Source organism: Peribacillus sp. FSL H8-0477 (assembly GCF_038002765.1).
In the GTDB taxonomy this organism is placed as follows: Bacteria; Bacillota; Bacilli; order Bacillales; family DSM-1321; genus Peribacillus.
Genome location: NZ_JBBODE010000002.1, coordinates 834,136 through 853,938 on the forward strand (window position 1 = coordinate 834,136; position 19,803 = coordinate 853,938).

The 19,803-nt window shown below is 40.6% G+C and carries 19 protein-coding genes; 11 read left to right on the forward strand and 8 right to left on the reverse strand.

Translation table 11 applies throughout. The features are described from left to right. Window positions 1–77 precede the first annotated feature (77 nt). Window positions 78–644, forward strand: coding sequence for a competence protein ComK (locus MHI18_RS15840; protein WP_340848690.1), 567 nt, complete (start codon window positions 78–80; stop codon window positions 642–644). A gap of 65 nt (window positions 645–709) precedes the next feature. Here MHI18_RS15840 and MHI18_RS15845 read toward each other — a convergent pair whose 3' ends face one another. Beyond that, the gene (locus MHI18_RS15845; RefSeq protein WP_340848691.1) at window positions 710–1,072 is read right to left on the reverse strand and encodes a hypothetical protein; all 363 of its coding nucleotides are present in this window, start codon (window positions 1,070–1,072) and stop codon (window positions 710–712) included. Window positions 1,073–1,322: 250 nt separating this feature from the next. Here MHI18_RS15845 and MHI18_RS15850 point away from each other — a divergent pair, with 250 nt between their 5' ends. The 4 genes from MHI18_RS15850 (at window position 1,323) to addA (ending at window position 10,008) form a co-directional block, all read left to right on the forward strand. Beyond that, window positions 1,323–1,934: a TVP38/TMEM64 family protein gene (locus MHI18_RS15850; RefSeq protein ID WP_340848692.1), complete on the forward strand. Its 612-nt coding sequence runs from the start codon at window positions 1,323–1,325 to the stop codon at window positions 1,932–1,934. A 38-nt stretch (window positions 1,935–1,972) separates the two neighbouring features. After that, window positions 1,973–2,503, forward strand: a complete 531-nt coding sequence (gene lepB / locus MHI18_RS15855; RefSeq protein WP_340848693.1) for a signal peptidase I — start codon at window positions 1,973–1,975, stop codon at window positions 2,501–2,503. A gap of 253 nt (window positions 2,504–2,756) precedes the next feature. After that, window positions 2,757–6,254, forward strand: a complete 3,498-nt coding sequence (gene addB / locus MHI18_RS15860; protein ID WP_340848694.1) for a helicase-exonuclease AddAB subunit AddB — start codon at window positions 2,757–2,759, stop codon at window positions 6,252–6,254. Then, complete coding sequence (gene addA / locus MHI18_RS15865) at window positions 6,247–10,008, forward strand: helicase-exonuclease AddAB subunit AddA (protein ID WP_340848695.1); 3,762 nt, start codon at window positions 6,247–6,249, stop codon at window positions 10,006–10,008. Before addB ends, addA begins: the two co-directional genes overlap by 8 nt. Before the next feature lie 54 nt (window positions 10,009–10,062). On the opposite strand, the gene MHI18_RS15870 is transcribed toward addA, so the two are convergent. The 6 genes from MHI18_RS15870 to MHI18_RS15895 form a co-directional block, all read right to left on the reverse strand. Further along, window positions 10,063–10,281 carry a spore germination protein gene (locus tag MHI18_RS15870; protein ID WP_040376021.1) on the reverse strand — a complete coding sequence of 73 codons (219 nt, stop codon included), beginning with the start codon at window positions 10,279–10,281 and terminating at the stop codon, window positions 10,063–10,065. A 19-nt stretch (window positions 10,282–10,300) separates the two neighbouring features. Next, window positions 10,301–10,732: a spore germination protein GerPE gene (locus MHI18_RS15875; RefSeq protein ID WP_340848697.1), complete on the reverse strand. Its 432-nt coding sequence runs from the start codon at window positions 10,730–10,732 to the stop codon at window positions 10,301–10,303. A 4-nt stretch (window positions 10,733–10,736) separates the two neighbouring features. Then, a complete protein-coding gene (locus MHI18_RS15880) occupies window positions 10,737–10,916 on the reverse strand; it encodes a spore gernimation protein GerPD (protein WP_340848698.1) in 180 nt (59 codons plus the stop codon). Continuing rightward, on the reverse strand, window positions 10,917–11,486 hold the full coding sequence (gerPC, locus tag MHI18_RS15885) for a spore germination protein GerPC (protein ID WP_340848699.1): 570 nt from the start codon (window positions 11,484–11,486) through the stop codon (window positions 10,917–10,919). It lies immediately after the preceding gene. Between the two features lie 109 nt (window positions 11,487–11,595). After that, window positions 11,596–11,796, reverse strand: a complete 201-nt coding sequence (locus tag MHI18_RS15890) for a spore germination protein GerPB (protein WP_340848701.1) — start codon at window positions 11,794–11,796, stop codon at window positions 11,596–11,598. Window positions 11,797–11,834: 38 nt separating this feature from the next. Beyond that, window positions 11,835–12,056 (reverse strand): spore germination protein, encoded by a 222-nt coding sequence (locus MHI18_RS15895; protein WP_040376025.1) that lies wholly within the window; start codon window positions 12,054–12,056, stop codon window positions 11,835–11,837. A 155-nt stretch (window positions 12,057–12,211) separates the two neighbouring features. Here MHI18_RS15895 and MHI18_RS15900 point away from each other — a divergent pair, with 155 nt between their 5' ends. From MHI18_RS15900 to MHI18_RS15920, 5 genes are all read left to right on the forward strand, one after another. Continuing rightward, on the forward strand, window positions 12,212–13,804 hold the full coding sequence (locus MHI18_RS15900) for a long-chain-fatty-acid--CoA ligase (RefSeq protein ID WP_340848703.1): 1,593 nt from the start codon (window positions 12,212–12,214) through the stop codon (window positions 13,802–13,804). 106 nt (window positions 13,805–13,910) lie between these two features. Next, complete coding sequence (locus MHI18_RS15905) at window positions 13,911–15,080, forward strand: DUF418 domain-containing protein (RefSeq protein WP_340848705.1); 1,170 nt, start codon at window positions 13,911–13,913, stop codon at window positions 15,078–15,080. Window positions 15,081–15,097: 17 nt separating this feature from the next. After that, on the forward strand, window positions 15,098–15,598 hold the full coding sequence (locus tag MHI18_RS15910) for a DNA topology modulation protein (protein WP_340848707.1): 501 nt from the start codon (window positions 15,098–15,100) through the stop codon (window positions 15,596–15,598). A gap of 26 nt (window positions 15,599–15,624) precedes the next feature. Beyond that, the gene (locus tag MHI18_RS15915; protein WP_340848708.1) at window positions 15,625–16,521 is read left to right on the forward strand and encodes a fumarylacetoacetate hydrolase family protein; all 897 of its coding nucleotides are present in this window, start codon (window positions 15,625–15,627) and stop codon (window positions 16,519–16,521) included. A gap of 96 nt (window positions 16,522–16,617) precedes the next feature. After that, entirely contained in the window at window positions 16,618–16,968 is a 351-nt protein-coding gene (locus MHI18_RS15920) for a YisL family protein (RefSeq protein WP_340848709.1), read from the forward strand. Window positions 16,969–17,008: 40 nt separating this feature from the next. On the opposite strand, the gene MHI18_RS15925 is transcribed toward MHI18_RS15920, so the two are convergent. Beyond that, window positions 17,009–17,584 carry a DUF2777 domain-containing protein gene (locus MHI18_RS15925; protein ID WP_340848710.1) on the reverse strand — a complete coding sequence of 192 codons (576 nt, stop codon included), beginning with the start codon at window positions 17,582–17,584 and terminating at the stop codon, window positions 17,009–17,011. Between the two features lie 217 nt (window positions 17,585–17,801). Here MHI18_RS15925 and asnB point away from each other — a divergent pair, with 217 nt between their 5' ends. Further along, a complete protein-coding gene (gene asnB / locus MHI18_RS15930) occupies window positions 17,802–19,652 on the forward strand; it encodes an asparagine synthase (glutamine-hydrolyzing) (RefSeq protein ID WP_340848711.1) in 1,851 nt (616 codons plus the stop codon). Window positions 19,653–19,803: the final 151 nt, after the last annotated feature.

Here is a 19,803-nt window from a genome sequence, read left to right on the forward strand (position 1 = left end):
TAATTTGTAATAAAATATGATAATATGTAATAAATTTCTATTAATTGTAAAAAGCCAAGGGAGAAGGGAGAACATTAATGAAAAGGGTTCAAGACGGTCTTATTGAGGAATACGAAATTAATCCTTATACACTTCTAATTAAACCAATTCAATATGGAAGTGAAATGTATTCCCAGATTTTCGAATTAGAAGATCAATTTATCTCCCCGTTTAAACCTCTGGATATTATTAAACGGAGCTGTGAATATTTTGGTTCGAGTTACGAGGGAAGAAAGGATGGAACAAAACATTTAATCGGAATTACCCACAAAGCTCCAATTGCCGTTGATCCAACAAGCTCTATTTTTTTCTTTCCAACTTCTTCACCTGCACGACCTCAATGCATGTGGCTGTCACATCATCATGTGAGTAAGTTTACTCGTGCAGATACAGGAATGACATCTGTTGTTTTTCGAAATCAGCAGCAGATTGATATAGACATTTCTTATAGTTCATTTGGCAATCAAGTAATGAGGACTGCTCTTCTCAAAACGAAACTCCTGCAGCGTATAGAAGAAACAGAACGGCAGCAGTATTATTTAGTTTCAAGAAAAGGAATTGCAGAACAAAATGAAAGCGCTTCAAAATACTCTTTATTGAGATGACGGTATCCTTGGGTTGGGGACATTCTTCTGTTGCTCTGTTTTAGAGCTTGTCTCCAAAACTCTTATTATTCATAAAGCCTCTTAACCAAATAATAAGCCAATAATTCCTCTGTTTTATTTCGTAAGCGCGGGTTGAAATAGTTATGGTGCTCCTCAAAGCCTTTGTAGATAAAACTATACATAGTAAAGTCTTTGTCACGTTTCATCTCGCTCACCTTAATATTTTCCTTCCGTAAAAAACTTCGTACAACAGTTAATTCTTGCTGAACTATTCTTAGAGCCTCTTCCACTAATTCTTGGTAGGGCTTTTTTAATTTGAAAGAACTCTTCTCAATAACCGCTAAATCTAGATTAAAGATCGTAATAACCATTGGAAGATAAATTGCCTTTTCAATCATATCCCGATCATGTTCTGGAATTCGGGTCATTGGTCAGGCTCCTTTCTTAGTTGATCTGTCAGAGAAAAAAATAAGAACAAATGTTCTCTTTTATCGTAATCGATAACTCCTTTAGTTGCAAGCTGATATTCTTATTTTAAAAACGGGTTAGGTTTCCTTCGTTTTAGGGAAAATAAGCAGTATCTTAATAAAAGCAATTCTTGCAATTCAGTATATTGTTCGCTTACATTTAGATAAACAACTCAAAATTCAAGGATGATTGATGTCTGGGGAGAGAATTATGGATTTTAATGGATTAGAAGAGTGGCTCACAACAGAAAGTATTCTAGAACTGATAAAAAAATACCGATCATTTGGACCGATTCCAGGTGTAGTATTACCAATGCTTGAAGCGTTTTTACCCTTCTTACCATTAGTCGTTTTTGTGGTTGCGAATGCCAGTGCTTTTGGTTTATGGTTAGGTTTTTTAGTTTCATGGATCGGTACCGTTACGGGTTCTTTACTCGTTTTTCTTATCTTTCGTAATTATGGACAAAAAAAACTACTCCGATTCCTTTATAAGAATAAGCAAGTACAAAAGCTAATGGAGTGGGTGGATCATCATGGATTTGGTCCATTATTTTTACTTCTTTGTTTTCCGTTTACACCATCGGCAATTGTTAATATTGTTGCAGGGTTATCGAAAATCAGCCGCGGACAGTATGTATTAGCCTTAATGGGCGGGAAATTGGTTATGATTTTTACAATTAGCTTTATTGGTTATGACGTTGTTTCGTTGATACATAAGCCCGTTCGTACTGCGATTATGGCAGGTGTTATTTTTATCCTATGGCTGGTAGGAAAACGAGTTGAGGCAAGACTTAATAAAAGCATGAAGAGAGAGGACGGCTAATACTATCTAATAAAGTGGTTTTTGACGGAGGAAATTGAATGGAAGAAAAAAAGTCATCCTTCAAGATTAGAAGTATCCTTGCTGTCTTCATTATTTTCCAGCTAGTCCGTGCTTTGTGCTTTACTAATTATGTAGTTGATGGTCAATCAATGGAGCCGTATTTAGGGGAAGGAAATAAGCTGATTGTGGATCGAGTTGTCTACCAATTTTCCTCCGTTAAGCGTTTTGATGTGATTGTTTTTCATGCGAATAGGAAGGAAGATTATGTGAAACGGGTAATCGGAATCCCAGGAGATGTGATTGTCTATCAAGATGACAAATTAGTGATAAATGAGAAGGAATATTCGGAGCCGTACTTAGTCGATCATCCTTTTCTTGGTCAGCAGTTGACTGGTGACTTTACTTTGAAAGAACTAACTGGTGTAAAGAGGATTCCTGAGGGCAATGTATTTGTACTCGGTGATAATCGTCTGGAAAGTTTGGACAGCCGCCACATCGGCTTAATCCCAATGGATCGAATTGTTGGGAAAGTAGATCTTAAATATTGGCCTCTTTCAGGATCGTTCTAAATCAGTATTGATAACGTGTAATTTTGGACCCAAGTGTGGGTTCTTTTTTATGTAATTCGATAAAAAGCAAAAAAACGTAAACAAGACCGCTTTCCTGTTTGTTAGGGGAACGTATGGTTGGTAAAACCATGGTCAAACCGGTAAAATAGAAGGTAAAGACTCAAAGATAATTTCCAGAAATCCTGTCAGAATGCTGCTCAGATTTTCTGTTAAGATAGGAATATAGATGTAGACCGAAAAAGGAGGCAAAAAGATGCCGCTCCAATTTATAGTAGGACGATCGGGAACAGGAAAAACGACAAGAATTCTTGAGGATATTCGTGGAAAACTGCGAAAAGATCCGGCTGGAAATCCAATTATCTACCTTGTGCCGGATCAGATGACATTTTTGTCAGAATATAAATTAGTGAAAACGCCTGATCTCGGCGGGATGGTACGAGCGCAGGTTTTCAGCTTCAGCCGTCTGGCTTGGAGAGTGCTTCAAGAAACAGGCGGAATGAATCGCCGTCATCTTGACAGCGTCGGCGTTACGATGTTGATTCGTAAGATTATGGAAGATAAAAAAAGTGATTTAAAAATGTTTCGACGTTCAGCGGATAAGCAAGGGTTTATTGCCCAAATGGATGAAATGCTGAAGGAGTTCAAACGATATTGCATTGATCCCGAGCAGGTGCGAGTCTTTCACGATGAAACAGAAGAACTGCCTGAGGGACTTCGTGATAAACTTCATGATTTGGATTTAATCTATCAGCAATTTGAGGAAGAATTGATTGGAAAGTATCTAGACTCAGAAGATTATTTTAAATTGCTCGTTGAAAAGATGGCGGACTCGTCATACTTAGCATCTGCGACCATTTATATGGATGGTTTCTATAGTCTTACACCACAGGAACTGTTGATTGTTGCTGGACTGCTGAAGCATAGCCGCCATGTAACGGTTTCACTCACACTAGATCAGCCATTCAGACAGAATCCACCAGATGCACTTCACTTGTTCAGGCAGACGGGCTCTACTTATTACGACATTTACCAAAGTGCGTTGAAGCAAGGGTTATCCATTGAGGAGGACATGGTGCTTGAAGCGGAAGGACGCTATACAGGAAGTCCTTCTTTGAAACATCTTGAAACCAACTTTGCGGTAAGACCGGTGACAAAGTATCCTCTCGACGCTCAGGTCACCGTAACCCAAGCAGTGAATCGTCGGGCAGAAGTAGAAGGAGCAGCAAGAGATATTCTAAAACTCGTTCGCGATGGTGATTATCGATGGAATGATATTGCCATCCTTGTTCGAAACGGTGAGTCTTATCATGACTTAATTGATACTGTTTTTAAAGATTACGAGATTCCTGTTTTTATCGATTCGAAGCGTTCGATGCTTAATCATCCGCTGCTTGAGCTAATTCGCTCAACACTTGAAATTCTTGTGAGCAACTGGAGATATGAAACGGTTTTTAGAGCGATTAAAACAGAGCTGCTGGCACCCATTGGCCAAACAACGCCTTCTATGCGTGAACGAGTTGATCGTCTTGAGAATTATGTGTTGTCACGCGGAATAAAAGGGACAAGGTGGACGTCAAAGGACCGCTGGGGTTACCGGAGAATCAGAGGCTTAGAACTTGAAGAAAGATCTCAAACGACAAAAGAGAAGGAACTCGAGGATGAGTTAAATGACTTGAAGGAAATGTTCACGGAACCGATTCTCACTCTATCCCGCCGCTTAAAGCGTGCTAGAACCGGAAGAGAATATTGTGAAGCCCTTTTTATTTATTTAGAGGAGCTGCATATCCCAGAGAAGCTCGACAAGCTGAAGTTTGAAGCAGAAGAAGCAGGGGAATTGATACGAGCCCGAGAGCATGAACAGTCTTGGGATGCTGTAATCGATCTTCTTGATCAGTACGTAGAGATTCTTGGTGATGAAAAGGTAGGACTAAAACAGTTTTCAACCATAATGGAGACGGGAATGGAATCCATGAAATTTTCCCTCGTTCCGCCCGCTATCGATCAAGTAATTGTTGCGAATCTTAATTTATCAAGGATTGACGATGTCAGGGCAGCGTTTGTCATTGGTCTAAATGAAGGCATACTGCCAGGGAAAGTGACAGCTGAGGGCATCTTTTCAGACAGTGACCGTAATGCCCTGCTTGCTGACGGATTGGAAGTCGCTCCAGGTTCAGGGCTGCGTCTCCTTGATGAAGAATTCACGGCTTACAAAGCGTTTACCACCCCTTCTGAGGCATTATTCATGTCATACCCACTGGCGGATGAAGAAGGGAAATCGCTGTTGCCCTCTTCTTATATAAAACGTGTCCGAGATTTGCTGGATCAGGTAAATGAAGCGGTGTATACGAATGATCCATCCGACTTCGATGAAGTAAGGCAAGTATCATTTGCTGCTAACTATAATGTAGCGCTGGCTTATTTAACTGCCCAGCTTCAGTTGTTAAAACGCGGGTATCCAATTGATGCACTATGGTGGGATGTTTACAATGCGTATATGAGAAATGATGAAATTAAGCCGCTTGCCATCAGGGTGTTATCCAGCCTGTTTTATGAAAATAAAGCGAAGAAACTTTCAGAAGATACGACTAAAAAACTATATGGAGAAAATATTCTAGCCAGCGTTTCACGGATGGAGATGTTTAATAGCTGTCCGTTCTCTCATTTTGCGGCTCATGGTTTAAAGCTACAGGAGCGGAAAATTTACCGTCTTGATGCTCCCGATATCGGCGAAATGTTTCATGGTGCCTTGAAGATTATTTCGGATTATCTGCATGAAAACAAAATTTCTTGGTCTTCGTTAACGAAGGAACAATGTTTACAGTTAGCACGTTCAGCCATCGAACGATTGGCGCCGAAGCTTCAGAATCAGATTCTTCTAAGCACAAACCGCCATCATTACTTAAAACGTAAATTGGAGGATGTTATTGGACGAGCTTCCATCGTGTTAAGTGAACAAGCAAAAGCGAGCGGCTTTGCACCAATTGGACTTGAAGTAGCGTTTGGCAGTAAGGGGGAAATCCCGCCCTTAACGTTTTCCCTCAAAAATGGTACTCAAATGGAGCTGGTAGGCCGCATTGACCGTGTAGATAAAGCGGAAGATGACTCAGGAATCTATCTTCGTGTGCTGGATTATAAATCGAGTGACAAAGAGCTGAATATGAGTGAAGTCTATTATGGACTCGCTTTGCAAATGCTGACTTACCTTGATATTGTTGTCAGCCATTCAAAAACGCTGGTAGGTAATGATGCCAAGCCTGCAGGTGTATTATATTTCCATGTTCACAATCCTGTCGTCAAAAGTAATGGTATGCTCAATTTGGATGAAATTGAAGAAGCGATGTTCAAAAGCTTTAAAATGAAAGGGTTGGTATTAGGTAATCCTGAGGTTATACAACTAATGGATAAAACCCTTGACCCTTCAGGAAAAACGACATCTGATATTGTCCCTGTTACGTTGAAAAAGGATGGGTCCCTTGGAGCCCGCTCTAAAATCGCCAGTGACGGTGATTTTACCCTCCTGCAAAACCATGTTCGAAATGTTTTTCAAAAAGCAGGCGATGAAATTGTTGATGGAAAAGTTGAGATTACACCCTACAAATTAAAAGAAAAAAAGCCATGTACATTTTGTGCATATAAATCAGTCTGCCAGTTTGATGAGTCGTTAGAGGAGAACGAGTTTAACGTACTGGTGAATAGAAAAGACGCAGATATCTTAGACATCCTTAAGAAGGGGGGGAATGATGATGAGTAAAACGATTATACCTCTGATGCCAGCGAGTGCGACTTGGACAGAAGACCAATGGAAAGCAATCTGGGCTAAGGATCAGGATATTCTTGTGGCTGCTGCGGCAGGCTCGGGGAAGACGGCTGTGCTCGTTAATCGAATCATCGAGAAAATCCTTTCAGAAGAGGATCCATTGAATGTTGATGAACTTCTTGTCGTGACGTTTACGAACGCCTCAGCCGCAGAGATGAAACACAGAATTGGAGATGCGCTTGAACAAGCGATTAAAGATAACCCAAATTCGCAGCATTTGCGTAAACAAGTAAGCTTGATTCATAAAGCTTCCATTTCAACGCTGCACTCCTTTTGTTTAGACGTAATCCGTACCTATTATTATTTAACCGATGTAGATCCTGGGTTCCGAATAGCCGATTCTACAGAGGCCGAATTATTACGTGATGAAGTGATGGAAGAGTTATTTGAGGAACACTACAGTCAAAGCGATAACGAACGCTTCTTTAAACTTGTTGATGCTTATACAGGAGACCGAAATGATACAGCCCTGCAGACAATCATTCGTTCCCTGCATAATTTTTCACGGTCGCATCCGCATCCTGAGGCTTGGCTTGACCAGGCGGCAGCGATGTACGATTTGCCAGAAGAAATGAAAGTCGATGATTTACCCTTTATTAAAGAGCTGACTTTTGATATTTCCTTGCAGCTAGAAACTGCTCGATCTTTACTTAACCAGGCGTTGGAACTTTCTAAGCAACCAGGAGGACCTGCGCCGCGAGCGGAGAATTTCATTGCTGACCTTACGATTATTGAAAGGCTGGAAAAAGCCCATCAGGAGTCTTGGGAAAGCATGTACGAAGCGATGCAGATGGACAATAGTTTTTCAAGGGCTAAAGCATGTAAGGGTGACTCCTTTGATAAAGAAATGGTCAAAACAGCTGATAACTATCGTAAAAAAGCGAAAAAGATGATTGATACATTAAAAGTTGATTTGTTTTCCCGGAAGCCCGAACAATATCTAGAAGATATACGCGGCTTGAAGGGTTATGTGGAAACACTCGTAGATTTAGTTAAACAGTTTGGTACGATGTTTCAAGCAGCAAAAGCGGAAAAGAACCTCGTTGATTTTTCAGATTTAGAACATTATAGTTTAGCGATTTTATCAGAAATGGGCACCCTCAAGCCTTCAAAAGCGGCATTGGGTTATCGCAAACAGTTTAAAGAAGTACTTGTGGATGAATATCAGGATACAAATTTAGTTCAGGAATCGATTCTGAAGCTTGTAACAGCGGATGGGGAAAACAGCGGGAATCTTTTCATGGTTGGTGATGTTAAGCAGTCCATCTATCGTTTCCGTTTGGCTGAACCGAATCTTTTTCTAGGAAAATATACTCGATTTACACATGACGGAAGCGAAAGCGGTCTTCGAATCGACTTAAATCGTAATTTCCGCAGCAGAAGTGAGGTATTGTCCGGAACGAACTTCTTATTTAAACAGCTAATGGGCATCACGGTTGGTGAAATTGAATATGATGAAGACGCTGAACTAAAAAAAGGTGCGTCCTATCCCGAGGATAAGCCGTATCCAATCGAGCTGACTTTAATTGATAACGCAAACGTTGATTCAGGCAGTTCCGTTGACGAATCAGGTGATGGAGAAGAGTTCGGATTTGATGATGAAGAACTGGAAACTGCACAGTTAGAAGCTAGAATGATGGCAAAGCTGATTAAACAAGCTATTAATGAGAAACAGCAGGTCTATGATACAAAAGCAGGGATTTACCGGGCGATTACCTATCGTGATATGGTTGTGTTACTACGGTCTATGCCATGGGCGCCGCAAATCATGGATGAGTTCAAAAAACAGGGAATCCCTGTGTATGCAAGTCTATCTACCGGATATTTTGAAGCAAACGAAGTAAGAATCATGCTTTCACTACTGAAAACGATTGATAATCCACAGCAGGATATTCCGCTGGTATCGGTGCTTCGTTCACCAATTGTCGGTCTTGATGAGGAAGAGCTGGCACAAGTCCGCTTATTTAATTCAAACACATACTACGAGGCTATGGCTGATTATTATCGTAGAGCTGATCCAGAACAAAATCCAGTGCTGTATGAAAAAGTCTCCTTCTTTTATCAAAAATTAAACGAATGGAGACAGTTGTCACAGCAGACTGCCCTTTCAGATTTAATCTGGCAGTTATTTGGGGATACACGTTTTTATGATTTTGTGGGTGGCATGCCAGGAGGAAAGCAGCGACAAGCTAATTTACGGGCGCTGTATGACCGAGCAAGACAATATGAAACAAGCTCATTTCGTGGGTTATTCCGCTTTTTGCGCTTTATTGATCGCATGCAGGAGCGGGGAGATGACCTAGGTGCAGCACGGACTCTTGGCGAACAAGAAGATGTTGTAAGATTGATGACAATACATGCTTCAAAGGGACTGGAGTTTCCCGTTGTCTTCATTGCAGGTCTTGCTAGACAATTCAATCTAATGGATATCCGGAAATCCTATTTGCTTGATAAAGAATATGGTTTCGCTTCTAAATATGTGGATCCTGAACTGCGTATTACTTATCCTTCCTTGCCGCAGATCGCTTTTAAGAAAAAACAGCAGCTAGAAACGATTGCAGAAGAAATGCGGGTCTTGTATGTCGCACTGACGCGTGCGAAAGAAAAGCTGCACTTAATTGGTACGCTTAAGGATGCAGCGAAAACGATGGAAAAATGGGCAGCATCCGGTCAACATGCTGAGTGGCTTTTAAACGACCATGTGAGAGCGAACGCGAGGAGCTATCTAGACTGGATTGGTCCAGCTGTTTTGCGTCACCGTCACAGTGAAGCGATTAAGCTGGATTATGGAATCTCTTCTTTTCCGTTTACTGAAACAGCATCAGACCCATCAGAATGGGCCATACAAATTGTCGCCGCGAGAGAACTGCAAATGGTTGAGGATGAAGAAGAACTATCGCAAGAAGAACTTCTAGAGCATGTGAAAAAGGGCGATGAAATAGATAGTGTATCGTCGTTTAGCGATCAAGTGGAACGTCAGCTCTCTTGGAAATATGAACATTTTGATGCTTCCATGCATCGTTCTAAGCAATCCGTTTCAGAATTAAAGCGTCAAAATGAATTAAAAGATGAAGCAAGTTCAATGGAACTGCTGCATAAATTTAAACGTCCGATTAGTACACGTCCACAGTTTATGCAGGAAACGTCCATAACCGCTGCTGAAAAAGGCACAATTACGCATTTAGTGATGCAGCATATTGAGTTAGATAAAACGGTGACTAAGGCAGGTATACAGGAGCTTATTAACGATCTAATTCACCGTGAACTGCTTACGGAGGAACAAAGCGTAAGCGTGGATCAAGATGTAGTAGCGGCCTTTTTCCAGCTCCCAATTGGACAACGGCTGCAAAATGCAAAAACTGTCCGCAGAGAGGTTCCATTCACCATGGCGATGGCCGCGGCAGATGCATACGCAGATTGGCAGAATGGTGATGATGAGATATTAGTACAGGGTGTCATCGACTGTATCTTTGAGGACGAGGACGGACTAGTATTACTGGATTATAAAACAGATAAAATTACAGGTCGCTTTGTTCATGGATTCGAAGGAGCAAAAGAGATTCTTGCTGAACGGTATCAAGTTCAGCTGCAGCTTTATACTCGTGCTATTGAAACAATCATGAAAAAGAAAGTGAAGCACCGTTATTTGTTTTTCTTTGACGGAGGTCATTTACTCGAAATTGAATAAAAAAATGGACCAAATCGCTTTGAGATTTGGTCCATTTTTATATGCTTTTTTGAGCTAATTATTTCCGACAATCGGTTGATCAACACCGTTGACATCGAGGACGTTGTTTCCATTAATCCCACTGCCAGTGAAAATGAAAGCCCCTGTGTTGGATGATCCCGAGCCTTCAATAATTTTGGCACTGCTTTTTGGTGAGATGACGATGGTATCACCGAACTGCAAGACGCCACCGCCGACATTTATCACCTGAACGGGTCCAATAATCGCTGGCATGCTACCATTCCTTTCATTCTTAACTTTCTTTCGCTTTAGCAGGAAGTCCTTCATTTATTTCATAGAGCTGCTCTTCCATGTTTTGTTTGTAAGGAACCTGTCTGATGTGTAATATTCTGGATTCCATGGAGGAATGATCGATATTTCCAATTCCGATAATAGAGGAAAGAGTTGCCCCTATGATGTTTATCCGGTTTACTTTAATAAACGGGTTACGATGATTGAACGTAGTTTGAATAGATTCTGTAATTGGTAAATAAACGGAAGGTAAATGAAAAATAGGATGGTCAATGCCATTTGCTTCTTCACCATCGAATACCGACTTATAACGTTGCAGTGCAAATGCTTTAGAAGAGGCTTCTGCATACTTACAGTCGCCGATTTGTAGTAAAGAACTGAAAGACAAAACTTTTAAAGATAAGGAGTTGACCTTTGCTATTCTGCTGAGCATGGCGTCATCCTTTCGGGATAAATGGGAATGCCGGCCCAATAATTAATGATTCTGGAGGGGTATCGAAGGCAGATGAAAGCTGGATGGTTTGCGCATCACCAATTAAGAATAAGGATGAAGCCGATACACCTAATACCTCGATATTATCAACACAGAGTTCGCCATTAACAACGTGAAAATCCATTTAGCTGTTTCCTCCTGTCGTATTCGATGAAGATTGAATAAAGTTTCTGATGGACTGAGTGATGTCACTTTTAATTCGTTCACTAATTTTTTCTTTTACTTGTTCTAGTAAATGGGGTGAACGTTCCGTCTGTGATGTTTGATCAAGATAAAGACTGACACGCTGGGAAAGTTGTTTTTCAATATCGCTTTTAATTAGCTGATGAAAAGATGGATCCAGGTTTTCGCGTTGCTGCTCAGCTGTATCCTGTATTAGTTCATCCATTTCAGCCGCAATAGATGCCGAAACGTCTTCAACAAACTGCTGTCGATTAGGGAATACATATGGCTGTAGAGGTGGATTTGCAGAATTAATGGCCAGCTCCTCAATATTGCTGAGGTCGCTTGGATTTAGTCCGATATTTAGCGTACCCTCAAGCGTTTCGACTTTCAACTGGTCAAACTTATACTCAATTTTTTCAACATTCACTGCTGGTTTGTTTTGGAGTTCTGCTAGTTTTGTTTTCATGAGAGCCAGTTCATTTTCCAGCATTTTAATTCGATAGTCCTGGGTTTCTAAATATCTTTGCATTTGGACTGTATATGAGTAAAAATCATTCTGCATCCGTATTCACCTCGCCTCTTATGCATATATATCGATTCAGTATATGCTAGAACCAAATATAGGTGAATGCCTAAGTTTAGCCAGTCGGCGGGAAAGGAACAAAGCTTTCTCCTTCGTTGTCGAGCTGTGGAGCTGGTTCTGTGTATCCGCCTGTATTAGAAAAAGTCGAAAGAGCCTTAATTACCCCTGAACTGCCAATTTGAAAAACAGACGAATTTCCGATGCTGTTAATCTTTATCATATGGATATGAATGTTTTGTTGGATATTGAAGATCATACAATCCTCCTCCCTGTGTAATAGGGGGATTCCGCCTGCTATAAATTTAAAACAGTCGGCTGGTCAATGGCATCTGTATCGTTGGTATTGGTTGTGCTGGCGGCGTTATAGAGAGAAATCGTCTCGCCAGTATTAAATGACCCTGCACCTGCAAAGGTTTTAGAGGTTGCAAACGGAGATATTTTGAAAACATCACCAATATGAAAAACCCCGCTGCTTCCGACATTAATAACCTGGACTACTCCGACGATAGCTGGCATAGTAATTCACCCTTTAGTAAGAATTCCTAAGACCATTTTATGTTCAAAATCGTTGAAGGTGATTAAACAGCCTAATCAAGATATTTCAGAATCTTCAAAGTAGTCAATGAATGTGGTAAAATATAGTTGATATAAATAATCGAAGGAGTGATTACATGAAGGTCCCATTAGTACTGTCATCTTTTTTAGACAGAGCGGTTTCCCTGTATGGAGAGAAAGAGGCCGTTTTTACAGAAGATAAAGTGTATACCTATACTCAAGTGAATAAGAGAGTGAACCAGCTTTCGGGAGGTCTAAGAAAACTCGGAATCAGTAAAGGTGACAGAGTAGCCTATTTGACACCAAATTCAGCTGAAATGCTTGAAGGTTTTTATGGAATCTTTCAACTTGGCGCTATTATGGTACCGCTAAATACGAGACTAACTCCGGAAGACTATTTATTTATCTTGAATCATAGTGAAGCAAAAGTACTGTTTATCGACCAGCAATTGTACCATCTGATTCAGCCGATTAAGGAAAAATTAGAATGTGTACATACAATCATCGTCCATCATCGAACTGATGATATAAATGAAATCGGTTACAATGAATGGCTGGCTGATTTCCCAGACAACGGATTTGAGCGGGAATTTGTGGATGAAGAGGATGTGTGTAGTCTTCTTTATACGAGTGGTACGACTGGAAATCCTAAGGGTGTGATGCTGACACACCGAAATAACTATCTTCATGCGCTCAGTACAATGCATCATTTATGTGTAAGTGATAAAGATACCCTATTGCATGTGCTTCCGATGTTCCATGTGAATGGGTGGGGATCGCCATTTTATTATACAGCGAATGGAGCTTCTCAAGTTTGTCTGCGTAAAACATCACCAGAAGCGATTTTTCATGCGATTGAGAAGCATAATGTTACGATTATACATATGGCACCAACCGTCTTAAACGCACTGTTGCAATATTATGATCAGCATACCCCAAGCGTCTCTCGGAATGTCCGCGTAGTGATAGCAGGCTCGGCACCGCCTCCTGCATTTGTCTCCCGAGTTGAAAAAGAGCTTGGCTGGGAGTTTATTCAGGTGTACGGCATGACTGAATCATCACCGCTAAGTCTCATTTCGACAATCCGTTCGCAACACCTTGAATTACCTGAAGAAAAGATTTACCAAATGAAAGCTAAAGCAGGACATTCTATGATTGGCAGTGAAGTAAAAGTGGTCAATGAACATGGTGAGGAAGTAACCCATGATGGGAAGGAAATTGGAGAAGTTATTACTAGAAGTCATGGTGTTATGAAAGGGTATTGGAAGAATGATGAAGCGACAATGGAATCCCTTCGTAACGGCTGGCTGCATACAGGGGATATGGGCGTTATTGATGAAAATGGAACAATTGAAATCGTAGATCGAAAGAAAGATATCATTATCTCTGGTGGTGAAAATATCTCATCGATAGAAGTAGAGGGAATGCTGTATGAACATCCAGCAATTCTTGAAGCGGCTGTAATTGCCGTACCACATGAGAAGTGGGGGGAGACACCGCACGCATATATCGTCCGGAAAGCTAATCAAGAGTTAACGGAAGCAGAGGTTATTGCCTTTACCCGGGAAAGACTTGCCCATTTTAAGGCTGTAACGGGTGTAAGCTTTGTAGAAGAACTGCCGAAGACTGCATCAGGGAAAATTCAAAAAGTTCAGCTGCGGAATGCCTACTGGGAACAACAAGGCATCACTGGTAAATTTGTAAACTAGGTTAAAATAAGCTTGGGGGGAACTAATCCCTCAAGCTTATTTTAGACAAATAATGTTGTGTAGTATGATATCTTTAGAGAGAAAATCCAAAAAAAGGAGTGCAGTAGTGAATAAGGCTATCCAACAAAATCGTATTGAAACCATTGATATTCTTCGCGGCTTTTCCATATTAGGTATTTTCTTAGTTAATATGCCGTCTTTTCATTCACCGTTTATGGATATAGATCCCTTGAATTGGTGGAATCAAAATCCAGATCATCTTTTATACATATTGGTTGATGTAATGGCTCAGGCAAGCTTTTATCCACTGTTTGCTTTTTTATTTGGCTTTGGGGCTATATTATTGGCTGAACGTAGTGCTGCACACGGTCAATCTTTTCCAACGCTTTTTGTAAGACGGATGACGACCTTGTTAGTGATTGGGATTCTGCATGCCTTTTTGGTATGGCACGGTGATATTTTAATTACTTATGCTCTATTTGGCTTTGTCTTTTTACTATTCTATAAATGGAGAGGGAAAACCCTGCTAATCTTTGGATCACTTATGTATATCCTTCCGTTTGCAGCTTTAAGTCTTATGATGCTGCTGATGGTCGCTACAGGAAACTCTTCATCCATGATGGAAACAGATTTCATTCAAGCTGAAGCCACTATGAATACCTACCAGAACGGTAGTTTCATGGAGATTACTGAGCAAAGAATAGCAGATTGGTATAAGGTGAATAATCTTGGGAGTGTATTGATTCTCTTTTTCTCCATTTTCCCGCATTTTCTAATGGGTGCAGGAATCGCCAAACTTAAGTGGCTGCATAATCCGAAACTACATCAAAAAAAAGTAGTATGGATAGCGGTTTTTACCTTCCTAGCAGGCTTTTTTCTGAAAACTCTTCCGTACACGACGGCAGCTAACATGGAAGCAAATATGATACAGGATTTCCTTGGAGGACCGATTGTTTCATTTGCTTATATATTCCTCTTCACCTTAGTGTTTCAACACAGAAAATTGACGAAAATTTTCACACCGATTGCAGCAGTCGGCAGGCTTTCAATCAGCAATTATCTGTTTCAGTCGATTGTAGCTACGTTGATTTTTTATTCTTACGGCTTAGGTATATATGGAGAAATTTCCTTTACGACAGGAATCCTATTCGTTTTCATCATCTATATCGGTCAAATGGCGTTAAGCCTGCTATGGGTGCGGTATTTTTATATCGGTCCAATTGAGTATATCTGGAGATTCTTCACCTATGGAAAACGTCCATTATTTAAAAAATAAGTTTTCAGGGGGCTTTCATGAAGAGGGTAATCATTTTAGGTTGTTGCGGCTCAGGTAAATCAACGTTAGCACTAAAGTTGGCAGAAAAGATCAATAGTGAGGTCATCCATTTAGATACGCTATTCTGGAAGCCAGGCTGGGTACAGTCAAGTTCTGAGGAATTCATAATGCGTCAAGAAAGCCTGCTTACAGGTGATAAGTGGATAGTGGATGGAAATTATCGTGGGACACTTGACCTTCGTCTGGAGCATGCAGATACCGTCATTTATCTTGATTTTCCCACATCGCTCTGCTTATACCGAATTGTAAAAAGAAGAGTGATGTATCAGGGAAAAACACGACCAGATATGGCGGCAGACTGTCCAGAGAAAATTGATCTCGAATTTTTTAATTATGTCCGAACCTTTAACCGAAAAAAAGCACCAGCAATAAAAAAAAGACTAAATGATCTTGAGGGTAAAAAAGTATACCTGTTCAAAAATAGCAGACAAGTTGAACAGTTTTTATACCAAATCTAGATATCTTACTAAGGAGTGTGTCGAAGATGAAATTTGCAACAGTCAAAATCGGCTCTGCCAGCAAGGTAGTCATTGTCGTAGAACAAGGAAAGGTATTATTGCTTCAAGATGCAGCAGAAAAAATGGAATTGGAGGTGCCGAACACGCTGCTCGCTTGTATCGCAGAAGGGGAAGAGTTTCTCAATAAAGCGTCGGCGATCCAACATTGGGCAGCCCATACAGACGATCAAACTGAATTATTTGTAGAAGAAGGAAATTTCGACTGGGAAGCTCCCATTCCGCGTCCGGCAAAAAACATCTTTTGTGTAGGAAAAAATTATGTGGATCATGCACTAGAAATGGGAAGTGAAGCAGACATCCCTGAGCATGTGATGCTATTTTCTAAGGCGCCAACCTCTGTAATTGGACATGGTACTCCCATTCCAAATCATGAAGAAGTAACCAATCAGCTGGATTATGAAGGCGAGCTGGCTGTAGTAATAGGGAAAACAGGCAAAGCCATTCAAAAAGAACATGCTCTAGATTATGTGTTTGGGTATACGATTCTAAATGATATAACGGCACGAGATTTACAAGCAAGGCACAAACAATTTTTATTAGGCAAGAGTCTGGATGGATCCTGTCCTATGGGTCCGTATATCGTGGGAAAATCTGAGATCAATAATCCAAATCAGTTGGATATCGAGACGAAGGTGAATGGAGAAAGTAGACAAAAATCGAATACAAAGCACTTTATTTTTCCAATCGAAGAAATCATTGAAGTTCTTTCTAAGGGAATGACACTTGAACCGGGGGATATCATTGCAACCGGTACCCCAGCTGGTGTGGGAAAAGGGTTTAAACCTCCGCGTTTTCTGACAAAAGGGGATTGTATTGAAATTACAATAGACAAAATCGGAACATTGAAAAATAGTATTCACTAATTGTACACATTTACCGATTTCCGGATAGTCGTTTTTGGTTTTCATAATTTGTCTATGGTATGATAAAAGAGAATACTAAGAGGGGGATTATATACTATGACTCATATGCACCTAACATCGTGGATTCTTGCTATTATTCTTTTTTTCGTAGCAGCCGCGCTGTATAAAAGCGGGAAAACAAAACCGGCAAAAATTACTCATATGATTATTCGTGTTTTGTATCTGGCGATTATCGGTACAGGCTTCGCGTTAATTGGCAGCAGTTTCGGCTTTTATGCAGTAAAACTGATTGTTGGAATCATTGTCATCGGACTTATCGAAATGGTCTTGGTTCGTACTTCAAAAGGGAAAAGCACTGGCGCTCTTTGGATCGCATTTGTCATTGCCTTTGTCGTTGTACTGTACCTTGGTCTATCGTTACCACAAGGTTTCAGTCCGTTTGCATAAAAAAATGGCTTCCCTTTGGGGAAAGCCATTTTTTTTATGATTACGAGTCAGACGGGTTATTTAATTTTTCAATCATAATTCGTTTTCCGGTATTTAACGTAAACTCAAAACGGTCGTGCCTTTTCTCAGAATAAAAGAAGTGATGCTGAACAGCACAAATCTGTGATTCATTGTCAAAGATTAAAAAGTTTACCCCGGATTTAGAATGTACATCCCGCAGAAAGGATAATTGATTATAGCTATATATACAATCATAAATGGAGAAGTCCAGTGAATTAAGAGAAGTCACAAATTGAAAAAAAGAATCATCATCCAATTCTTCTAAAAGAGAATCAAAGGAATAAATCATTTGTTTTCTGATTTTAATTTGCTCTCCATCACTTAAACTAAAGGTTTCACGCCTCAGATTGACAACTCCATTTTCTTCGAGTGTGCCCCGGTACCAATTCCTGCCTCGCTGAACCTCTACTTCCTGGTGAACGTATTCCTCTAAGGAAGAGGCTTCATCTGTTTCGCTATCGAAAAAGATCCACTGTTGATTGATGTTTTCTACTGTGCCTTCTGTAAATGCTCTTGGTTGACGGTCGTATAAGACCTCGCGTTGTTGTTGACTCATAGTCTACCTCCAGAAATGAATGCCTCACCTACTTTTTAGACATAAATCCTTCAAACTATAACCTCGTGATAAAAAGATATAGGACAAATAACCATTTATGTTTAGTTGCATAGTTTATTTTTATAGACTATCCAATTAGCATAATTTGCATGTGGAAAGCCATGAACACATTAATCGTTCGGCTGGTTCATCATTGCAACAGAGAGGACTGATTTAAATGTGCGGGATTACCGGGTGGGTTCATTTTCAACAAAACTTGCTGAATGAGAAAGAAACTGTACAAAAAATGACAGAAACGCTTTCAAAACGTGGACCCGACGATACACAGGTTTGGAGCACCCTGCATGCGTCATTTGGACATCGCCGACTGACTGTTGTCGATCCAGAAGGCGGAAAACAGCCTATGTTAAAAAGTCATGCCAAAAACGAATACGTACTATGCTACAATGGCGAACTATATAACACAGAAGATTTGCGAAAAGAGCTGTTAGTAAAAGGATATTCGTTCAAGGGTCATTCTGATACAGAAGTTTTACTAACTTCCTATATTGAATGGAAGGAAAAATGTGTGGATTACTTTAATGGGATTTTTGCCTTTGCGATTTGGGATGATGCTGAGCAAAAACTATTTATCGCTAGGGATCGCTTAGGAGTTAAACCGCTGTTTTATGCAGAGAAAAATGGAGGGCTGATTTTTGGCTCAGAGTTAAAGGCAATACTATCTCATCGGGATATAAAACCTGAAATAGATAGACAGGGACTCGCAGAAGTCTTTGGGGTAGGCCCTTCTAGGACACCTGGATCTGGTGTGTTTCATGGCATAAAGGAATTGCGGCCGGGACATGCGATGACACTCAGTCAGCAGGGACTGCGTTCTTGGCGGTATTGGAATGTGAAAAGTGAAGAACATCAAGATTCTCTCGGTGAGACTGCGGAAAAGGTGCGTTTCCTTGTCGAGGATGCCGTCACACGGCAGCTTGTATCGGATGTACCGCTTTGTACTTTTTTATCAGGAGGCGTGGATTCAAGTGCAATAACAGCCATCGCTGCCAATGCTTATAAGAAAGAAGGAAAAGGCAGGCTTCATACGTATTCTATAGATTATGAAGACAATGAGAAGTATTTTAAGGCAAATGAGTTTCAGCCCAATTCCGATGGTCCGTGGATTAAGCAAATGTCGGAGACGTTCGATACGGCTCACCATAGTTCAATAATTACGCAAGAACAGCTGGTAAACTATTTGACTGAATCGGTGTATGCCCGTGATCTACCCGGGATGGCTGATGTCGATTCATCATTGTTATGGTTCTGTCGTGAAATCAAGCAGGATTTTGTCGTAGGTCTTTCAGGAGAATGTGCAGATGAAATCTTTGGCGGTTACCCTTGGTTTCACCGAGAAGACGATTTAAATAGACAGGGATTTCCTTGGATGCGCTCAACTGCGGAAAGGGTTTCTTTATTAAAAACAGATTGGCAGGATAAGCTGAAGCTTGAGGATTATGCGATGTCGAAGTATTTGGATACGATAGCTGAAACACCGCGGCTTGATGGAGAAAGCGGGATAGACGCCAAACGTAGAGAACTTTTTTACTTAAACATTCATTGGTTTATGACGACATTGCTTGATCGGAAAGATAGAATGAGTATGGCTGCAAGTCTTGAGGTCCGTGTACCCTTTGCGGATCATCGGTTGGTTGAGTATGTCTGGAATATCCCATGGGACATGAAAATGACAGGAAATCGAGAAAAAGGAATCTTGAGGAAGAGCCTTGAAGGCTTATTGCCAGAAGAAATACTGTATCGCAAAAAAAGTCCATATCCGAAAACACATAACCCAATCTACACGGATAGGGTCCAATCCTGGCTGAAGGATGTATTAACAGACCGGAATTCCATACTTCACGAATTTTTTGATGAGCAAAAACTACAGGAAATTGTAGAATCAAAAGGAAATGCGTTTAAGGTACCATGGTTTGGGCAATTAATGTCCGGCCCGCAGCTGCTGGCACATTTAGCACAAATTCATGTCTGGTTTAAAGAGTATGACATTCAAATTATAGATTCATAATAAAGAGGCTTCCCCCTAGAGTTGGGGAAAGCCTCTTTCTGTTATAAAGTAGTGGGAAAAAGTGGTAACCCCGTCTGGCAAGTGGTTATTCCGGTCTGCAGACCCGTTATTCCCATCTGAGAGTGAGATAATCCCGTCTAGAGACATGTTA